16 protein-coding genes are annotated in these 20,842 nt (G+C 43.2%); 2 read left to right on the top strand and 14 right to left on the bottom strand.

The window, feature by feature from the left end:
• Window positions 1–162: 162 nt before the first annotated feature.
• Complete coding sequence (locus HMPREF2917_RS00780; RefSeq protein WP_070588723.1) at window positions 163–1,563, bottom strand: Cof-type HAD-IIB family hydrolase; 1,401 nt, start codon at window positions 1,561–1,563, stop codon at window positions 163–165.
• A gap of 62 nt (window positions 1,564–1,625) precedes the next feature.
• Between HMPREF2917_RS00780 and HMPREF2917_RS00775 the strand changes: the two genes are divergently transcribed.
• Window positions 1,626–2,588 carry an asparaginase gene (locus HMPREF2917_RS00775; RefSeq protein WP_070588722.1) on the top strand — a complete coding sequence of 321 codons (963 nt, stop codon included), beginning with the start codon at window positions 1,626–1,628 and terminating at the stop codon, window positions 2,586–2,588.
• Between the two features lie 198 nt (window positions 2,589–2,786).
• Here the strand turns inward: HMPREF2917_RS00775 and recG are convergent, their stop codons facing one another.
• The 8 genes from recG to manA all read right to left on the bottom strand — a co-directional run bounded on the left by recG (window position 2,787) and on the right by manA (window position 14,367).
• Entirely contained in the window at window positions 2,787–4,802 is a 2,016-nt protein-coding gene (recG, locus tag HMPREF2917_RS00770; RefSeq protein ID WP_070588721.1) for an ATP-dependent DNA helicase RecG, read from the bottom strand.
• A gap of 60 nt (window positions 4,803–4,862) precedes the next feature.
• Entirely contained in the window at window positions 4,863–5,975 is a 1,113-nt protein-coding gene (alr, locus tag HMPREF2917_RS00765; protein ID WP_070588720.1) for an alanine racemase, read from the bottom strand.
• Complete coding sequence (acpS, locus tag HMPREF2917_RS00760) at window positions 5,962–6,327, bottom strand: holo-ACP synthase (protein ID WP_003005615.1); 366 nt, start codon at window positions 6,325–6,327, stop codon at window positions 5,962–5,964. The genes alr and acpS overlap by 14 nt, the downstream gene beginning before the upstream one ends.
• Before the next feature lie 86 nt (window positions 6,328–6,413).
• A complete protein-coding gene (locus HMPREF2917_RS00755; protein ID WP_070588719.1) occupies window positions 6,414–7,442 on the bottom strand; it encodes a 3-deoxy-7-phosphoheptulonate synthase in 1,029 nt (342 codons plus the stop codon).
• A gap of 52 nt (window positions 7,443–7,494) precedes the next feature.
• On the bottom strand, window positions 7,495–10,014 hold the full coding sequence (gene secA, locus HMPREF2917_RS00750; protein WP_021153773.1) for a preprotein translocase subunit SecA: 2,520 nt from the start codon (window positions 10,012–10,014) through the stop codon (window positions 7,495–7,497).
• A 174-nt stretch (window positions 10,015–10,188) separates the two neighbouring features.
• Window positions 10,189–12,033, bottom strand: coding sequence for an APC family permease (locus HMPREF2917_RS00745; RefSeq protein WP_049497760.1), 1,845 nt, complete (start codon window positions 12,031–12,033; stop codon window positions 10,189–10,191).
• A gap of 370 nt (window positions 12,034–12,403) precedes the next feature.
• Window positions 12,404–13,144 carry a MerR family transcriptional regulator gene (locus HMPREF2917_RS00740; RefSeq protein ID WP_070588717.1) on the bottom strand — a complete coding sequence of 247 codons (741 nt, stop codon included), beginning with the start codon at window positions 13,142–13,144 and terminating at the stop codon, window positions 12,404–12,406.
• Window positions 13,145–13,422: 278 nt separating this feature from the next.
• Window positions 13,423–14,367, bottom strand: coding sequence for a mannose-6-phosphate isomerase, class I (manA, locus tag HMPREF2917_RS00735; protein WP_003005297.1), 945 nt, complete (start codon window positions 14,365–14,367; stop codon window positions 13,423–13,425).
• Between the two features lie 114 nt (window positions 14,368–14,481).
• On the opposite strand from manA, the gene queG reads away from it, so the two are divergent.
• The gene (queG, locus tag HMPREF2917_RS00730) at window positions 14,482–15,600 is read left to right on the top strand and encodes a tRNA epoxyqueuosine(34) reductase QueG (protein ID WP_070588715.1); all 1,119 of its coding nucleotides are present in this window, start codon (window positions 14,482–14,484) and stop codon (window positions 15,598–15,600) included.
• A 42-nt stretch (window positions 15,601–15,642) separates the two neighbouring features.
• Here the strand turns inward: queG and HMPREF2917_RS00725 are convergent, their stop codons facing one another.
• From HMPREF2917_RS00725 to HMPREF2917_RS00705, 5 genes are all read right to left on the bottom strand, one after another.
• Window positions 15,643–16,269: a GNAT family N-acetyltransferase gene (locus HMPREF2917_RS00725; protein ID WP_024054808.1), complete on the bottom strand. Its 627-nt coding sequence runs from the start codon at window positions 16,267–16,269 to the stop codon at window positions 15,643–15,645.
• Window positions 16,270–16,352: 83 nt separating this feature from the next.
• On the bottom strand, window positions 16,353–16,868 hold the full coding sequence (locus tag HMPREF2917_RS00720; protein ID WP_037608065.1) for a phosphatase PAP2 family protein: 516 nt from the start codon (window positions 16,866–16,868) through the stop codon (window positions 16,353–16,355).
• Window positions 16,869–17,087: 219 nt separating this feature from the next.
• Complete coding sequence (locus HMPREF2917_RS00715; RefSeq protein ID WP_003008588.1) at window positions 17,088–17,498, bottom strand: peptide deformylase; 411 nt, start codon at window positions 17,496–17,498, stop codon at window positions 17,088–17,090.
• Between the two features lie 95 nt (window positions 17,499–17,593).
• A complete protein-coding gene (gene scrK, locus HMPREF2917_RS00710) occupies window positions 17,594–18,493 on the bottom strand; it encodes a fructokinase ScrK (RefSeq protein WP_003008590.1) in 900 nt (299 codons plus the stop codon).
• A gap of 159 nt (window positions 18,494–18,652) precedes the next feature.
• A complete protein-coding gene (locus tag HMPREF2917_RS00705) occupies window positions 18,653–20,572 on the bottom strand; it encodes a sucrose-specific PTS transporter subunit IIBC (RefSeq protein WP_003008594.1) in 1,920 nt (639 codons plus the stop codon).
• Window positions 20,573–20,842: the final 270 nt, after the last annotated feature.

Below are 20,842 nucleotides of genomic sequence, written 5' to 3'. Positions count from 1 at the left end.
GTTTCTAGCACTTTTCTCACGGCGGAAAGTTTTTCAATATTTTTTATAAATTTTAAAAATAAGAACATATTTCGACTTCTTTGTGGAACACTTTACTTATCTTAATAAAAAATAGTTTGTCTACATTTTAAAAAAGGTTTGGAACCTTTGTTCCAAACTTTTTTAGTTGTCTTTTTTTGCTTCTTTTTGTTTCACGTGTTTTTCGTAGGCCTTCAGCTGGCGATCGAGTTCTTTTTTGATGGCTGGTTCTGGGGCGTATTTTTCTTCCCAATCATCTGGCTTCAGAATTTTGTGGGTTACTGGATCAAAGTGCGCCTTTCCATCTGGGAAAATCTTGCCCATATTGGCCCGGTGAACAATCTCAAAGACCTCTTCAGGATCGACCCCCATTAGTACAAAGCTACCATAAGTCAGATAGAGGGTATCAATTAAGGCATCAACCTGCCCTACCATGGAGATCTCAGCTGGATGCTTGCTCCGAACCTTATCTGCAGCCCTATCCAAGGCTTCGTGAAGAGCGGCTACCGAGCGGTCAAATTCTTCCTCACTTGTGCTAGCTGCTCGGACAAATTCTACCAACTCCTCTTGCTTGAACATGGTTCGATAAAGGGCCCCTTGAGGTTGCCAAACAACTGGTTTCTCCTGGGTTTCTCCATCCATCACACCATGGAAGGTTTTGACCTTATTGAAGTGATCATCCTTAGAAAGAAAGAGTTCTTTCTCTGAGAGAATACCAAAGTGTTGCAGGGCCTTTTGGATGCCATCCTTGCCATTACTGGTCGTGGTATGCTTGGCAATCGCTTTGACGCTGGTCGTCCCATTTCCCATCGCAATAGACAAGCCAACACCTGACAGCATCTCTAAGTCATTATCAGAATCTCCAAAAGCCATCACTTCATCGATGTCAAAGCCAAATTCCTGACCAACGATGCGGATCCCTTCTAACTTGGAAATCCCTGGGTTGAGGACATCTGCTGCAAAAGGACTAGACCGTGTGAATTTCAGATCCGGAAACTCTTTTTCAATTTTTGCAGTCTCTTCCGGACTCGATAAGATCAACACTTGGTAGATCGGTTCTTGCGCTAGTGCATAGAGGGTGTCCTGATCTTGTGGGACGACCTTGCTGACCACTTTGTTAAATCCTCGACTGACTGTACGGGCCATTTTGCGGGGCACAAAGCGACTGGACCAGGTTGAAATAGGACTCATCCCAAAACTCATGATCCGAGAACCAAATACCCCATCCTTGGTACCGAGAGCAATTTCCTTGCGGTGTTCTCGAGCATAGGCAATTAGTTGGTGCAGACTCTTTTTATCGATTGGGCTAGTAAACAGCACGCGGTCCTTGGTCAAAATATACTGACCATTATAGGTCACTGCAAAATCAAAACCATAGCGTTCCATAAACGGTTTGACAAAGGCCGGTCCCCGCCCTGTCGCAAGACCTACATAGATCCCTTCTTCCTTTAAAGACTGAATAGCTTTTTCTGTTGATTTGAGGACCGCTCGACTATCATTCACCAAGGTTCCATCGATATCAAAAAAGACTGCTTTTATTTCCATGTCTACTGTTTCTTTCTTTTTATGATAAAATAAATTATATCATATATTCCAAGGAGCTTCACATGTTTAAGAAAATTTTAGCACTACATACCGGAGGGACCATTTCGATGGCGGCAGATGACTCTGGGGCAGTGATTACCAATGAAGTCAATCCCATGACCCAAGTTACTTCACCAATTGAAGGGATTGCAGTCACCTCGGAGGACTTCTTCAACCTTCCCAGCCCTCAAATGACCCCCTGTCACATGTTAGCCCTATATCAAAAAATCAAAGAGGAAGCTCACAACTACGATGGCATCGTTATTACCCATGGGACAGATACGCTGGAAGAAACGGCTTATTTCTTGGATACCATGGAGTTACCAGAGATCGCTGTGGTCATTACAGGAGCTATGAGAAGCTCCAACGAACTTGGAAGCGATGGTGTCTATAATTTTCTGACAGCCCTTCGAGTAGCTGCCGATCCAAAAGCACGCGATAAAGGCGTCTTAGTCGTCATGAACGACGAAATTCATGCGGCTAAGTACGTCACCAAAACCCATACCACCAATGTCAGTACCTTCCAGACACCAACCCACGGTCCACTAGGTTTGGTCATGAAAAAGGAAATCCTCTTCTTTAAAACAGCCGAGCCAAGAGTGCGCTTTGATCTCGATACCATCGATGGGTTCGTTCCGATCATCACTACCTATGCAGGGATGAAAACCGATCTGCTGGACATGCTGGATCTTTCAAAGCTTGATGGCCTCATTATCGAAGCCTTTGGAGCAGGAAACATCCCTAAAGAAACGGCACATAAACTCCAAGAGTTTATAGATGCAGGCCTTCCAATCGCTTTAGTATCCCGTTGCTTCAACGGGATCGCTGAACCCGTCTACGCATATGAAGGAGGAGGCGTCCAACTCCATCAAGCAGGTGTCTTTTTCATCAAAGAATTAAATGCCCCCAAAGCGCGCATCAAACTCCTCATCGCCCTCAATGCCGGCCTAAAAGGACAAGAACTCAAAGACTATATCGAAGGGTAAAATAAGATACAAAGGGCGTAGCGGATACAGTCAAAATAGGGAATACGACGAAGAATCCAAAAGATTCTAGGAGGATTCATCTTTTTGACACAATCCGCAGCCCATGTTCAATTAATAAGATACAAAGCCCGTAAAATGCAATCTCAAAGGGAGTAGAGTGGAATCCAAAGAATTTCCACTCTACTCCCTTTTTATATTTTAGTCTAAATGTTCTTTCTTTTCTAAGTAAAGCGAGAGCAAATGCCAATCGGAGTGTTCGCGCCAATCTGGCGTGGCTACGATCTGGCTGGCAACTTTCCTTGCTTCTTCCAGAATGGGATAATCTTCTACCAAATCCGCTACTTGAAATTCTGGAATCCCAGATTGACGGGTTCCAAAGATTTCACCTGAACCCCGCATTTTCAAATCTTCTTCTGCTAGAACAAACCCATTGGTCGTCTCTGTCATAATTTTCATGCGCTGCTTGCCACTATCTGTCTTAGGGTTGGCTACTAGAATAGCATAGGATTGCTTGTTCCCCCGACCAACCCGGCCTCGTAGCTGGTGAAGCTGGCTAAGACCAAACCGATCTGCATCCATAATGACCATAACGGTTGCATTGGGTACGTTGACTCCTACTTCAATAACGGTCGTAGACACCAAAACATCGACTTGGTGCTCTTTAAAGGCCTGCATGATGGCATCTTTTTCTTCACTTTTCATCTTCCCGTGAAGAAGAGAAACGCGTGCTCGCTGTCCAAAGAAGGTCTCTAGCTCTTCTTGGAGGGCGAGGGCGTTTTTCAAATCTAGCGCCTCTGACTCCTCAATTAATGGAGAAATAAAGTAGGCTTGAGAACCTTTGCCAAGTTCTTTGACTAACCAGTCGAGGACCACTTCTAACTGCTCATGCTTGACCCAACGTGTGATGATTTCCTTTCGTCCAGCAGGCATCTGGTCAATGATGGACACATCCATATCTCCAAAGGCTGTAATAGCCAAGGTCCGGGGAATAGGGGTAGCCGTCATCATCAGGACGTCTGGATTTTGTCCTTTTTCTCGAAGAATACGACGTTGGGAAACCCCAAAGCGATGCTGTTCATCAATAATGACCAAGCCTAGATCTTGGTAGTGAACTCCCTCTTGAATCAAGGCATGTGTCCCAACAATCAGTTGAGCTGTTCCTGAGGCGATCTCTTCTAAGACTTCTCGTTTCTCAGCCACCTTTAATCCTCCTGTTAGAAGGGCAATTGGCAAATCTGGAAAAAGATTTTGCAAGCTTTCCTTGTGCTGCTCTGCCAAAATCTCCGTTGGAACCATCAAGGCTGCTTGCTTCCCAGCGCTTAAGGCTGCATACATGGCAAGACCGGCCACGACTGTCTTCCCGCTTCCCACATCCCCTTGTAAGAGGCGGTTCATATGATAAGGAGAAGCCATATCTGTCAAGATTTCATTCAAGCTGTTTTCTTGAGCTTGCGTTAGCTCAAAAGGAAGCTGTTTTTTTCGTTCTGCTAATTTTTCTGGATCCCAGGCCAAGGAAATCCCTTGGCTGGCATCGTGATTTTCTTCCTTTAACACTTGGAGTTGCAGCTGGAAAAAGAGGAGCTCTTCAAATTTTACCCGGCGAAGAGCTTGCTTGTACTCTGCCAGATCCTTAGGAAAATGCATAGCTTGCACTGCTTGGGAACGAGACATGAGTTGATAACGCTCTCGTAAGATCTGGGGGACATTCTCTTCTAAAAGCTGGTCCAAGCCCTGGTCGAATGCTATTTTGATCAATTTCACCAGGCTGTTTTGGCTCACTCCTTGTGTCACTCGATAGACTGGCTGCAAATCATCTTCCACTTGAGCCAGGAGCTTCATCCCTGTCAAACTCCCCTTGGCCTTGTCCCACTTTCCAAAAATCGCCACTGTCTGCTGGACCTCGATTTTGTCTGCTAGATAGGGTTGGTTGAAAAAATTAACCGCAATGACTTGATCTCCCTGTTTGATCGAAAAACGCAAGCGATTTCGTTTGTAGCCATAATATTGGACATTGACTGGCGTTGCTACCACCCCAGAGATGACGGCTTTTTCCCCATCTTCTAACTCTAAAACATTGCGCGTTTTAAAGTCTTCATAACGAAAGGGGAAATACAAGAGCAGATCTTCTAAGGTTTCAATTCCTAACTTTTTATATTTTTCCGCCGATTTTGGACCGACTCCAGGCAGTACGGATAAGGGTTGATGTAGATTCATTTCTCCTCCTTTCTTTTATAAAAAAGCAGGTCCATCCGGGAAAATCCCACCTGCTTCTTCTTATTCTTCACCTGTATAGTCACGAGGAATCCGATCACTCAAGAGACAGACCACTTCATAATTAATGGTACCACGGTAATCTGCAACCTCTGTTGCCGTGATTTCTTTTTCGCCCTCTCGTCCAATCAGGGTAACCTTGGTCCCCAGAGGCAATTCTTCAGGAAGGCGAACCGTTATCTGGTCCATCGAAACGCGACCAACAATGGGACAATAGTCCCCCTTAATCAGCACATGAAAGTTTTGCATCTCTCGGATCCAACCATCCGCATAGCCAATAGGAATCGTCCCGATCCATTGGGGTTCTTCTGTCGTATAGGTTGCCCCGTAGCCAATATCTTGACCAGCTTCCAACTGTTTCACATGAACTAATTCGCTCACCAAACTCAAAGCTGGCTTAATTTCATATGGCAAGGCTAACACAGATCCGCTCGGATTCAAGCCATACATGACATCTCCCAAGCGTACAGCTGTGAAAATCGTATCCGCATGCCACAAAGAAGTGGCTGAATTACTCGCATGGACAATAGGAGGAAGGGTTTCAAGAGCAGCCAATACTTCTTTGAAAAACTGGTATTGCGCTTGAAATTTTCGATCATCTGCCTCATCTGCTGTCGCAAAATGAGTAAAGATCCCTTCAATCTCAGCTCCAGCTGCTAAGAGGAGGCGTTCAGCCTCTTTGATATCTTCGATTCTTCGGAATCCAATCCGCCCCATTCCTGAATCCACCTTGATATGGACCTTCAATCCTGAAAGATCTGCTTCTTGTCCAAGCAATTGATCCAACCAAGCAAGACTCGCCACCGTTAAGCGGATGTCATGCTCTTTGGCTAGATTCACTGTTTCACTTGGAACAACTCCCAAAATCAAAATAGGGTGTTGCAAGCCTTCTTCACGGATTTCGAGGGCTTCATCCATATTGGAAACACAAAAGCCATCAACCTGAGGCGCCAATTTTTTGGTCACCGCAACGACCCCATGACCATAGGCGTTGGCCTTGACGACTGCATATTTCAAGGCTTGACTCGGAATATGCTCACTAACTTGTTGCACATTAAAGACAATGGCATCCAAATCGACTCTTGCAACAGTTGGTCTATGTTTACTTGCTTTCATTTTCTTCCTCCAAAATGACACTGGTCGACACTAGGTCTCCCTTGTGACTGATCGAAATCCATACCTTCCCAGAAAAAGGAGACTTGGAAAAATAGGGAGCTCCGTGGGCATCATTTAAAATTTCTAAATCTTGAAAACCAACTGGTCCAATCCCTGTTCCCATTGCCTTTGAAAAGGCTTCTTTTGCGGACCATCGGCCCGTCAAATATTCCATCTTCCGTTTTCCAGACAATTCCTCAAAGCGCTCTCGCTCAGCCTCGGTTAAGACTTTTTCAGCGAATCGGGTATTCTTCTGATAGGCTTTTTCAATCGCAGCGATCGATTCAATATCGATCCCATGTCCTTTGATCATCTTGTTTTATCCTTATTTATCGTTTCAGTATCGTTTTACTGACAAAAGAGAAGGGGCTAAAGAATCACTCCTTCCGCCCCTGCCTTTTACTTATTCATCGTTGCAATTTCTTTGACCAAGGCCTGTGTTTTTTCCCAACCCAGGCAAGGGTCTGTGATGGATTGACCATAAACCACTGGTTCATTTTGACGACCATCTTCTAGATAGGATTCAATCATGAAACCACGAACTAAAGTTGCCAAATCCTTATTCCAAGCACGGTTCATCATGGTTTCTCTCACGATGCGTACTTGCTCTTCGAATTGTTTGCCAGAATTGTCATGGTTGGTATCCACCAGGATGAAGGGATGTTGCAAGCCCATTTCGCTATAGCGTTTTGCTGCCGCTAGCAAATCTTCATAATGGTAGTTTGGAATATTCTTACCACTTGCATCCAAGCCCCCACGAAGGATCGCATGGGCTAAAGGATTTCCTGATGTTTCCACTGCTTGGGCATTGAACAAAAAGTTTTGGGGATGTTGGGCTGCATAAATCGCATTGAACATGACAGAAAGATTTCCAGAAGTTGGATTCTTCATGCCTGTCGGAGCAGAGATCCCACTAGATACAAAGCGGTGCTCCTGGTCTTCAACTGAACGCGCTCCAATGGCATGATAAGAAATCAAATCTTCAACATACGGAAGACTTGCTGGATAAAGCAACTCATCCGCAGTTGTCAAACCAGTTTCTATAATCACACGGTAGTGGAGATGTCGGACTGCTTTCAAACCGTCCACAAAGCTTGGTGCTGCATGTGTATCTGGTTGGTGCATCAAGCCTTTATAGCCATCCCCATTGGTCCGAGGTTTAGCCGTATAGACCCGCATCACAATGAAAATCTGATCTTTCACTTGCTCTTGCAAGTCTGCCAAACGACGGGCATAGTCCATCACAGCTTCTTCATTATCAGAAGAGCAAGGTCCGATCACAAGAAGGATCCGTTGGTCTTCTCCTTTGATAATAGCTTCCAATTCTCGATCACGCGCTTCTTTGCGCTCCAAGGCTGGACCTTCCAAGCGGTAAAGCGAAGTGATCTCTTGCTCATCAATCTTATTGCTCTTCGTAATGAATACCATACGGCCTCCTTATGCTACCTAGACCCATCCTCTTTCTAGTTCAGAGGAGCTCTTAAAATTTACGTCCGTGACAGTTTTTGAATTTCTTGCCTGAACCACAAGGGCACAAATCGTTGCGTTTCACTTGTGACAAGTCAATATCTGCTGGAATATCTTGTTGTTGCGCTGCAATGTTGCGAGTCGCAGTTGTTGAAATACTGTGTTCCGTACGTGGACGTTCTTGTTCGTGAATTTGGGCTTTCATCATGAGACGAGTCACATCAAATTCAATCGATCCGATCATATCGTTAAACATACGGAAACTTTCTGATTGGTATTCTACCACTGGGTTATTTTGCGCATACCCACGGAGTCCAACCGCATTTCGCAATTGATCCAAAGCATCGATATGGTCCGTCCACTTGCTGTCCACCACACGAAGGATCAAGACTTTTTGGAATTCTTGCACAGACTCTTCGTCACGCAATTTCGCTACTTGGCTAGCATAGATTTCTTCTGCACGTGCATACAAGTAATCGATAACTTCCTTGTCAGATTTTCCTTCAATATCGCTTGCAGAAATCGTATCTTCCGGAACCAAATTGTATTTGGCAAAGTTCAGAATCGCTTCAACGCGTTCTTCCTTGCTTGAGTGGCTGGCCCCTTCAACAATCCGTTTGATGGTCCGTTTGATCATGGCCTTGATTTCAGGTGCCAAGTCACGGTTAGCTGTGATAACATCATAGCGTTCAGCGTAGATAATTTCCCGTTGTTCCCGCATCACGTCATCGTATTGAAGGACTTGTTTACGGGTATCGTAGTTGTTTCCTTCAACCCGTTTTTGTGCACCCTCTACTTGACGGGTGAACATATTTGAACGGATCACCGATTCTTCTTCGCTCAACTTGAAGCGATCAAGCACTGCTTTGATCCGTTCAGAACCGAAACGGCGCATCAATTCATCTTCAAGAGACAAGTAGAATTGAGATTCACCTGGGTCACCTTGACGTCCAGAACGTCCACGCAACTGGTTATCAATACGACGGCTTTCGTGACGCTCTGTACCAATCACACAAAGTCCACCAAGTTCACGAACTCCTTCACCGAGCTTGATATCGGTACCACGTCCGGCCATGTTGGTCGCGATGGTAACAGCACCACGTTGACCAGCGTTCATGATGATTTGCGCTTCTTTGTAGTGGTTTTTCGCATTCAAAACTTCGTGAGGGACACCTGCTTGAACCAACAATTGAGAAAGGTAATCACTGGTTTCAACGGCAACGGTACCTACTAGGACTGGTTGACCTTTTTCATGACGAGACTTCACATCTTCCACAACAGCCTTGAATTTTGATTTCAAGCTTGGGTAGAGAAGGTCTGGATGGTCAATACGAGCAATCGGACGGTTGGTTGGAATTGGAATCACGCGAATGTTATAAATTTCACGGAATTCTTCTTCTTCAGTTTTCCCTGTCCCTGTCATCCCTGACAACTTCTTGTACATACGGAAGAGGTTTTGGTAAGTAATCGATGCAGATGTTTTGGTTTCTTCTTGAACTGGAACACCTTCTTTGGCTTCGATCGCTTGGTGAAGACCATCAGAATAACGACGACCTTCCATGGTCCGACCAGTAAATTGGTCAACGATCAAGATTTCTTGATCTTCGCTGACCACATAGTCGATATCCAAAATCATGATGTAGTTGGCACGAAGGGCATTGTCGATAAAGTGAGTCAAAGCTACGTTTTCAATATCGTACAAGTTTTCAAGATTAAAGTAGCTTTCTGCCTTATCGATTCCTGAATCAGACAAACCGATGGTTTTAGATGGGACATCGATAATGTAATCGTCCTCTGTCAAGGTCTTCACATAAGCATCCGCCATGTGGTAGAGCTGGCTCGTATCAGAAGCTGTCTGACCAGAAACGATCAATGGAGTACGGGCTTCGTCAATCAAGATGGAGTCTACCTCATCGACCAAGGCATAGTTCAACGGACGTTGAACCATGTTTTCTGCGCGCACAACCATGTTGTCACGCAAGTAGTCAAACCCGATCTCTGAGTTGGTTGAGTAAGTGATATCACAGAGGTAAGCTTCTTTTTTCTCAGCTGGAGATTTTGCTGCAAGGTTGATCCCTACTGAAAGACCAAGCCATGAGTAAAGTTCTCCCATCTCTGTTGCATCCCGCTCGGTCAAGTATTCATTGACGGTAACAACGTGTACCCCTTTGCCAGACAAGGCATTCAAGTATACCGGCATGGTGGCTGTCAGGGTTTTTCCTTCCCCTGTACGCATCTCTGGAACGTCACCATGGTGAAGGACGATTCCCCCCATGACCTGAACCTTGTATGGGAACAAACCAAGAACCCGTTTTGCAGCTTCACGAACAACTGCAAAAGCCTCGTACAAGAGATCATCCAAAGACTCACCATCTTGGTAGCGTTGCTTAAACTCAACTGTTTTCGCTTTTAATTCGTCATCCGTCAAAGCTGCCATTTGGTCTTCATAAGAAAAGACCTTGTCAGCCATTTTTTCAAGGCGTTTGATTTCGCCTCGATCATTTTCAATAATTGTTTTTAATAAATTTGCCATTTTTTTCCTTACTTTGAATTTTTCAAAATCTAAAATGTTCTTTTTATTCTAGCATTTTTTAAACATTTTTTCAAGATCAAGGCTGTATCTTACAAGACTTTCGAGTGGTTTTTTTCGTGTAAGAAAATCCAAAAAGATGCCTGCTCAAGCAGACATCTTTTCTATATACGGTGTTTATTCAGACAAATGGTAAGAATAGCTTGCCACAACCACTTCTTCATGCCAACGAAGTGCATACTTCAATTTCAAACTCATTTGGTTGTGGAGAATATTTTGCCAATGTTTTTTAGGAATAAATTGAGGGACTAAGACTGTAACGGTGTTGCCTTTTTCCTTGGCCTCCTCAGCTACTTTTGAGACAAATTCAACTGTTGGCTGGATAATATCCCGGTAACTCGTCATGACATTTTCAAAGCGAATATGAGGGAAATAATGCTTAAATTCTTCCGCCACTTCCGCATCTTTAACCTTGGTTTCTTCCGTTGAGACGTGCATCGCTATAACATCGTTTCCTAGGCTATTTGCATAACTCATAGCTCCCACACTTACCTGAGTGACATTCCCAACAAGGACAATCACGGTATTGCCCGCATAACTTGTCTTTTCAATCTTACCTCCCAAGCGCAATTGAGCCGCAACTTTATCATAGTGATTACGGATACTCAAGAACATCCAAAGCAAGAGACCAATAATAGGGAAGAAGGGCCAGATCTCACGCAAACGGAATAATAAGAGGATCAAGACAATCCCATAACAGATGGCTGCCCCCAGGATATTGGCAAGGGAATACTTGAGAAATCCTTTTTGATATTGGCGTTTCCAGTGGATCACCATCCCTGTTTGAGAAAGGGCAAAAGGAATGAAGACCCCGATGGTATAAAGCGGAATCAAGCTTTCTGTTTGCCCATCAAAGATCAAGAGCAAAACGATGGCACCAATCGCCAAGGTCAAAATCCCATTAGAATAGCCCAGACGATCCCCTTTTTCCATATACATGTGTGGCATGTATTTATTTTTAGCCATGTTAAAGGCCAACATTGGAAAGGCTGAGAAACCGGTATTAGCCGCAACTGCCAAAATCAAGGCTGTTGATAATTGGAAGACGTAAAAGAAGGCTTGTCCGACTGGGGAATTCCCTAAGATGGCTTGGGCCATTTGGGCTAGAGTTGTTACCCCTTTTGCTGGAACGACACCCACCCAGTAATTGAGGAAGGTAATCCCTGCAAACATGATCCCCAAAATCAAAGCCATAATGGTCAAGGTAGAGGCTGCATTCTTTGCTTTTGGTTTCTTAAAGAAAGGAACCGAATTGGAGATGGCTTCAACCCCTGTTAGGGAAGCGGATCCACTCGTAAAGGCCCGCAATAAGAGAATGACACTAACCCCTGAAATGGTTTGACCCACATGAGCAGTTGCATTATAGGCCAAGTGACCCGTCAAAATTTGGATCACACCATAGCCGATCAAGGCAATAGTACTGACAATGAAAAGGTAAACCGGAATCATCAACGATGTCGCTGATTCGCGTAGCCCTCGAAGGTTCATCAGCATCAAGATCAAGACCAATAAAATGGAAATGTGAAGATTATAAGGATGAAGAGATGGAATCGCTGACGTGATGGCATCTGCACCGGAAGACACAGATACTGCTACTGTCAGCATGTAGTCGACTAAGAGACTACCACCAGCGATCAAACCCGCTTTGGGAGACAAGTTCTCCGTAGTCACCATGTAGGCCCCTCCCCCTTGAGGGTAGGCATGAATGACCTGGCGATAAGAAATCGTTAAACTGGCTAGGAGAACCAGGACCACAATCCCAATCGGAATAGACCACCAAATGGCTCCTGCTGAAACGGTCATCAAGACCAGGATAACTTGCTCTGGACCGTAGGCGATAGAAGAAAGCGCGTCACTAGAGAGCATGGCCAAGGCCTGCATTTTCCCAAGCAACCCTCCTTCACCTTCTGCGCCAGATTTCAACGGACGGCCAATAAACCATTTTTTCAATGTTGAAAACATAAAAAACTCCTTGAAAAAAGATCATGAGGCCGGGAATTCCCTGCCTCTTTTCATAAAACAGGGGTTATTCTACTCCTTTTTTTCAAGACTGTCAACCAAAATTGTGAAATTCTCATAAAGTTTTCATTGTGTTCATTCAACCTCTCTTAGATCAGCCAGCTTCTTTTCAAATTGATCCAAGCAAAAAACGAGGCTGGGACAAAAATCCTAGCCTCTCAATTATTTTTGGATTGTAGAGCAAGACGCAGTGGTTGAGTGGGCTCTAATACGCTGATTTCATCAGCTTATACAGCCCTACTCAACTGTGCGGAGGTGGGACGACGAAATCGAATTCTAACGAATGACCGATTTCTGTCCCACTCTCACTTTTTTATTTTGCTTGATTTTCGACATAAAAGGCAATGACATCCGAAGTGTACTGGGCTGTGCCAACTCCAAACTTGTCGATGTTTTCCTTGAATTCTGGATTATAGACATAGCCTTTGCCGATATGGCCAAAAACCTCTATAGAGCAGTCAAATCCATACGTTCGAATCGCGTCTAAAAGTTTGGCGGCTTGATCTTGGTTTTCCGACGCTGTTACCGGCAAACCAGCTTGGAGGTTTTTCGCCAAGACTTGGAAGACTTGATTAAAGGCTCTTGTCGCCTCCTCTTCTCGACCTTTTTGACGTTCAAGCGCTTGGTCCATGACTTCTTGACCGTACTTCTCTACCGCCTCTTGCTGGTATTTTTGAGTATCTTGGTAGCTAAATCCAGTAAATTTTTCCTCAATGGTCATTTTTCTTTCTCCTTTTTGTTCTTGAATGGTTTTTTGCAAGGTAGAAATCAAGGTATCCAGACGTTGTCTTTCTTGAGTCAAATAGTCCAACTGTTTGGTCAAATGGGGCAATAAGTTAGATTTTTCTTCAGCTAAGAGTTCTGCTATTTGGTCTAAGGAAAATCCTAGATACTTGTAGTAGAGAATCACCTGTAATCGTTCTAAATCTTCTTGACTGTATGTCCGATAGCCATTTTCAGATTTGACAGGGACGAGAAGTCCTATCTTGTCATAGTGGTGCAAGGTCTTGACAGAGACACCTGACAGCTCTGCAGCTTCTTTGATATGGTACATGATTTCCTCCTTATACTCAATGAAAATCAAAGAGCAAACTAAGAAGCTAGCCGCAGGTTGCTCAAAGCACTGCTTTGAGGTTGTAGATAGAACTGACGAAGTCAGTAACATATATACGGTAAGGCGATGCTGACGTGGTTTGAATTTGATTTTCGAAGAGTATTACATGGATAGTATAACCCCTCCCCTTAGGTCAGAGTCAAGGCTTAACATAAAAATAATTTTCAGATAAAAAAGGCTTGAGTTGTTTCACAGCTTTTAACTCAAACCCTTTCTTTTTATGGATGACTCACGATCAATTCTAAACCTTGCCCTTCCAAAGTCCAAGATTCAACATCGCTCGGTAAGATAAAGTGGCTTCCTTTTTGAATAGGATAATCCTTTCCATCTACCGTCAATTTTCCTTCTCCGGCTAATACGCTCAACAAGCTGTAATCAGCGGTCTTTTCAAAATCAGCTTTTCCAGTCAGTTCCCACTTGTAAACGGTGAAGAAATCACTGGCAACCAAGGTGGTCATTCGAAGATCATCGATGACAACTGTATCTGGATGGCTATTGGCAGGCTCACCGATGTTTAACACATCAATTGATTTTTCCAAGTGAAGTTCCCGCAAGTTTCCTTGAGCATCTTTGCGGTCAAAATCATAAACCCGGTAAGTGGTGTCACTCGACTGTTGGGTTTCAAGAATCAATATTCCAGAACCAATGGCGTGCATGGTCCCGCTTGGCACATAGAAGAAATCTCCAGCCTTGACAGGAACCTTTGTCAGCAAGGCATCCCAGTTTTTATCTTCGATTTGCTGGCGGAGTTCTTCTTTTGACTTGGCATTGTGTCCATAGATAATCTCAGATCCTTCATCAGCCGCAATCACGTACCAACACTCAGTTTTTCCAAGTTCTCCTTCATGCTCCATTGCATAGGTATCATCCGGGTGCACCTGTACACTGAGCCAATCGTTGGCATCCAAAATCTTTGTTAATAAAGGAAAGACAGGCTCTTTACGATTACCGAATAATTCCCGATGCTCTTGATAGAGCTGGTCCAATCCCATTCCTTCGTATGGACCATTGGCTACTTTAGAAACTCCATGTGGATGGGCTGAAATCGCCCAAAATTCACCGACATGGTCGCTCGGAATTTCGTAACCAAATTCTTCTTTCAGACGAGTTCCTCCCCAAATTTTTTCCTGCATGACTGAATGTAAAAATAATGGTTGTCCCATAATATCCTCCTCGCATTTCATGTTTCTATTATACAAAAAAAAGAAAGTTTTTGAAAGCCCTTTCCATTTTTTCCTCTCTCGCCAGAAACTTCATTTTTGTGTATAATGAAAGGGATGACACTAAAAGAAAACATTATCCAACTGGCGCATTCTATTGGGATTTCAAAAATTGGCTTTACAACCGCTGATGACTTCGCTTATTTGGAAAAATCGCTCCGCTTGGCCGTTGAGGAAGGACGGAATTCTGGATTCGAGCATAAGAATATTGAAGAGCGTATCCAACCCAAATTAAGTCTCTCCTCCGCTAAGACCATCATCTCAATCGCTGTCGCCTACCCCCACAAACTCAAGCAGCAACCTCAAAAAACAGCCTATAAAAGAGGAAAATTCACGCCCAACAGCTGGGGATTAGACTACCATTATGTCCTTCAAGACAAGCTCAACCGCTTAGCTGCTGGGATTGAAGAAATGACGCAAGATTTTGAATACAAGGGCATGGTCGATACTGGAGCACTGGTTGATACGGCTGTCGCCCAACGAGCAGGGATTGGCTTTATCGGAAAAAATGGCTTGGTCATTTCAAAAGAATACGGTTCTTACATGTTCCTGGGCGAATTGATTACCAACCTCGAAATCGAACCGGATCAGCCAGTCGACTATGGTTGTGGAGACTGTCGACGTTGTTTAGATGCATGCCCAACCTCCTGTTTAATCGGGGATGGCTCTATGAATGCCAAACGCTGTTTGTCCTTTCAAACCCAAGACAAGGGCATGATGGACCTAGAATTTCGCAAGAAAATTAAAACGGTCATCTATGGATGTGATATCTGTCAGATTAGTTGCCCTTATAACAAAGGGCTAGATAATCCCTTGGCAACAGAAATCGATCCTGATCTGGCTCATCCAGAGTTGATTCCTTTTATCGAGCTGTCCAACGGACAATTTAAGGAAAAATTCGGACATGTTGCTGGAAGTTGGCGAGGCAAGAACATCCTCCAGCGCAATGCCATTATCGCACTAGCCAATGCCAATGACCGCTCTGCCATTCCTAAGCTCCTGAACATCATCGAGACTTCACAAAATCAGATCCATATTGCAACGGCTATCTGGTCCTTAGGGCAACTGCTTCGTGATGTCACGCCGGACCTTGTTGAGCTCTTACGGAATATCAAACATCCGACCGATGCTATCATAGAAGAACGAACTGCTTTCTTTGAAAAATTCGGTATTTAAGCAGATTCACAGCTACAATGAAAAAACACTAAGGTTGTATCCTTAGTGTTTTTTTAGTTCCTTCAAGAAATACCAACTACCCATCTCTACTTGGTTAAAGCTAATCTCACTTGAATAGACTTCCTTGTAACCATTTTTCGTGTAAAAATAGACATTTCCTTTGGTATTGGTATAAAAGGCTAGTTTTTTTCCTTGGATCTCTTCCAAGAAAGGCTCAATTCCTTCTGTCATAAAGCGACTGCCATAGCCCTGCCGTTGGTGTTTAGGGGCGACTGCGAGAAGCATCAAATACCAATCAAAGTCTACATTTTGCTCCAATTCCTTATCCGTGTCCTCCATAAATTTGAAGTAGGCCAACATATTTTTCAAGGAAATAAACTTGAGCAAACCGAATCCCCCATTTAAGAGATAGGCCCGAAAAGGAATCGGTCCTTTTTGCAACAAGGCAACTGCATAAATTTCATCATTTTTTTCTGCCACAAGGCAAATATGGTGCTTAAGAAAAACCTTTACCAGGATGCGCATCATTGCCTCAACAAAGGCTGGGTATTGCTTGGGATCCCGAACCAAATCCTTGATAACTTTTAAAAATAGATAGTCCTCAAAGGCTGTACTGGCTACTCGAACCACCTGATCCAGATCTGCTTTTTCTGCTTTTCTGTACTTCATCTTCTCTCCTATTCTAAGTCCACTTTCCAGTATACACTATGATACGCTGTTAGACAAAGGTCAATTTTCAGCAATTTGTTCATTCAAGCCAGCAAAAAGAGTCCTCCCCAGACGAGTCCCAGCCCCCAAGCGACGAGGACATCCTTGGGATAATGAACCCCTCCAAGAACTCGAACAAGGGCTAATAGAAGAGATAGGAGCATGGAGCACATTCCTAGCGGAAGAGACAACTGACAGACACACATGGAGATAATGGTCGCCGAAAAAACATGTCGGCTAGGAAAGGAATGACCAGATGAATTCTTTTCTAATAAGGGTTGAATCTCCCATTTTTCATAAGGTCTCGGAACATTGACCCAATGACGAAAGAGGCTAAACAAGACAAAACCCGAAGCAGGGATCCAGATAAAAGGCCAGATTTCTCCCATTGAAGTTTTCTTTAAAAACAGCCAACAAAAGACCAGGCCGTAGATGCCTGGCATGGCGAACGTCAAGATTCGATTCGTCCTTTGAAGGACCTGCACACGATGTGGCTTTCTCGTAAAAGGCAGGGTTAGCCAACGATAAAATTTCGGATAATCTTGAAGATTGGGCTTCATGTTGGCACTCCTGTCTATCATCTCATTTTTGTACTACTAGTATACGCGATCCTAAGAAAGCCTGTCAAGTACGGTTCCTTTTTTATTGTTTCTTTCTTCTTTTTCTATACAACCGCTATTCCTTTTTTTGCTTTTATCAATTTTATGTCTCCAAGAATCGACTTTTCTATTACTTTTTCCTAGTAAAAAATGGAGCCAGATTGACTCCATCCATCACTTCTATATGATAACGCCTTCTAGATGATCCATTTCGTGCTGACAGATCTGGGCTGGAAAACCTGACAAATGAATCGTTTTTGCTTTCCAATTCACATCTCGATAGGCCACTGTCATCTCCTCATAACGAGTTGTTGGCCGACTCCCCACTAAAGATAAACATCCTTCCTCTGTTTGATAAGGCTTTTTCTTTTCAAGGAGAACAGGATTAAACATGACCAGATTTTCATTTCCCATTCGAATGATAATCGCCCGCTTTTTCACTCCGATCATATTGGCCGCCAAACCTACACACTCAAGGAGATGAGCATTTAAGGTATCCTGCAAATCCAAAGCCAAGGTGCGATCCTCAGGTGTCGCTTCTTCTGACTTTTGACCCAAGAATAAGACATTCTTCACAATATTCTTTTTCATTTCTTCCCTCTCTTCTTTATAGATAGACGAAAGAAACCGAGACAAATCTGTCTCGGTCTCGCTCTTGTTTCTAACCTCTAAGAGACAATTGCTACTTATTTTTTAAGCTTCTCGCTCACTTCTTTTGCAAGAACAAAGTTCCCCAAGGTTGCTGAACCATTGCCAGCAACTGCAGGTGTCACAATATAATCTCTCACATCTGGTACAGGGAGGTAACCGTTCAATAAAGCTGTAAATTTCGTTCGCACACGATCTAGCATATGTTGTTGAGCCATTACTCCTCCTCCAAAGACAATGATGTCTGGGCGGAAGGTAACTGTCGCATTCACTGCTGCTTGTGCGATGTAGTAGGCTTGAATATCCCATACATTGCTGTTGAGTTCAATGTTTTCCCCACGAATACCTGTACGAGCTTCGAGACTTGGCCCAGCCGCAAAACCTTCCAAACAGCCATTGTGGAAAGGACAAACACCCTTGAATTCTTTTTCTACATCCATTGGGTGTTGGGCAACATAGTAGTGCCCCATTTCTGGGTGTCCAGCTCCCCCGATAAACTCACCACGTTGGATGACACCAGCTCCGATTCCTGTTCCGATTGTATAGTAAACCAAGTTTTCGATATGACCACCCGCATTGTTGCGTGCGACCACTTCTCCATAGGCAGAACTATTTACATCTGTTGTGAAATAGATAGGTACATTCAAGGCACGACGGAAGGCCCCAACGATATCTACATTGGCCCAATTTGGTTTTGGAGTCGTTGTGATGAAACCATAAGTGTTTGAATTTGGATCGATATCAATTGGTCCAAATGAACCAATCGCAAGCCCAACTAGATCCTCAAATTTTGAGAAAAATTCAATACACTTATCAATCGTCTCAATTGGCTTGGTTGTTGGAAATTGTACTTTTTCCACAACATTATAGTTTTCATCACCAACCGCACAAACAAATTTTGTACCGCCAGCTTCCAAACTTCCATATAATTTTGTCATGTTGGCTCCTTTTTTATTATGAAAAATATCCTGTATTTATTATAGCATATTTTGTAGTCAATCTTTTTCTCTTCTCTAAAGAAAAAACACACTTTTTTTGAGAAATAAAATTCAAGGACTGGAGATGATAGACCAGTCCTTGAAAACTTATTGTTTCGATTAAGCTTTGACTTCGATGATCGCATCACCCTTCGCAACAGATCCAGTTGCAACAGGTGTGACAGAAGCATAGTCAGCTGTGTTAGTGACGATCACCATAGTTGTGTCTTCAAGACCAGCTGCGGCAATTTTCGCTGCATCAAATGTACCAAGGACATCACCAGCTTTCACTTTATCACCTTGAGCTACTTTTTGATCAAATCCTTCACCGTTCATTGATACGGTATCAATCCCAACGTGGATCAAGATTTCAGCACCATTAGCGGTCTTCAAACCGTAAGCGTGACCAGTTGCAAAAGCAATGGTTACTTCAGCATCAGCTGGTGCATAGACAACGCCTTCAGTTGGTTTGATGGCAATTCCTTGTCCCATCGCTCCACTTGAGAAGACAGGATCATTCACATCAGACAAAGCAACAGCTTGACCAACGATCGGAGAGATAATGGTTTCGTCTTGAAGAGATGCTGGAAGAGCTCCAGTTGTTTCTTCTTCAATAATAGCTTCTGCTTCTTTGTCCTCTGCAGGAACTGATGAAGCTTCATCTTCATAACCAAACATATAAGTCAAACCGAAACTTAGGGCAGTTGTAAATACAACCATAAATACATATTTCAATAATTGACCGTTTAGATAGAGAAGCGTTCCTGGAATAATTGTAATACCAAATCCTGTACCAGCAAGATTTAACATAGATGCAATCCAACCACCTACTGCACCTGCTCCCAATGCAATAACGAATGGTTTCACATAACGCAAGTTTACACCAAAGATTGCAGGCTCAGTAATACCTAACAAGGCAGAGATAGTTGCAGGAAATGCTAGAGCTTTCACTTTTTGAGATTTAGATTTCACTGCCACTGCTAAAGTAGCTCCAGCTTGTGCAGTCATAGCCGCTGTAATAATTGCATTAAATGGATCTTTTTTATCTGCAGTAATTAATTGTGATTCAAGAAGATTAAAGATATGATGGACGCCGGTAACGACAATCAACTGATGAACGCCACCAATAAGAAGACCTGCAAGACCAAATGGTAAATTCAAAATAAACTTAGTTACATTTAGTACATATTCTTCGATACTGTGGAAGAATGGACCAATAATAAACAAAGCGAGGAATGACATGATTGTCAATGTGAATAATGGAACCAATAACAAATCTAAGACATCTGGAATTTTCTTATGGAGCCACTTTTCAAGTTTCGCACCAATTAGACCAACGAAGAAAGCGGGAAGAACTGAGTTCTGGAATCCAACCACATGATGGAAGATACCAAAGTATGTTGCTGCTTTAGAAGGATCTTCCGCTACAACCCACGCATTTGGAAGTGTCGGACTAACCATCATCAAACCAATTACAATCCCAAGAACAGGATTTCCTCCGAATACTCGGAATGCAGACCATGAAATCAAGGCTGGGAAGAAGGCAAACGCGGTATCAGTTAAAATTGTTGAATAGGTATAAAAATCAGTAGATTTAAATGCATCTGCTGTTGTACCAAACAAAGCCAAAACCTGGTCTTGAGCAATAGCACCGCGAATCCCCATAAACAATCCAGTTGCAACGATCGCTGGTAAAATTGGCACAAAAACGTCTCCAAAGGTACGGATCGCACGTTGGAACCAGTTTCCTTGTTTAGCAGCTTCAGCTTTCATTTCATCTTTTGATGATGTTGGTAAGCCAAGAGCTACTACTTCATCATAGATCTTGTTTACAGTACCAGTACCAAAGATGATTTGGTATTGACCTGAGTTAAAGAAAGCACCTTGTACTTTTTCAATGTTCTCAACAACATCTTTGTTGATTTTTGATTCATCTTTTACCATCACGCGAAGACGAGTCGCACAGTGAGCAACACTGCTAACGTTCTCAACCCCACCGATTGCATCGATGACCTGCTTTGCAATTTCTGTATTTGACATTTTGCAAAAATCTCCTTATTTTTTGTAATGTAAACGGTTAAATCGTTTCTACGTTTTTAATTGTACCACGTATTGAAAATATGTCAAGCGTTTTGCAGGATTTTTTTGAAACTTTTTTGGACATTTTGACACTTTTTGATAGTATGAAACTATTTTCATTTCAAGATATGCCTATGCTACGCTTTTTAGCACTTTAAATCAGACTTTTATTTTCATTTTCTTTCATATTTTCATAAATTTTCAACTTCTCCTCTTTTCTTCAGGCTGCAA

This window comes from Streptococcus sp. HMSC061E03 (assembly GCF_001813505.1).
GTDB lineage: Bacteria > Bacillota > Bacilli > Lactobacillales > Streptococcaceae > Streptococcus.
This window is presented reverse-complemented; position numbering and strand designations above follow the sequence as displayed.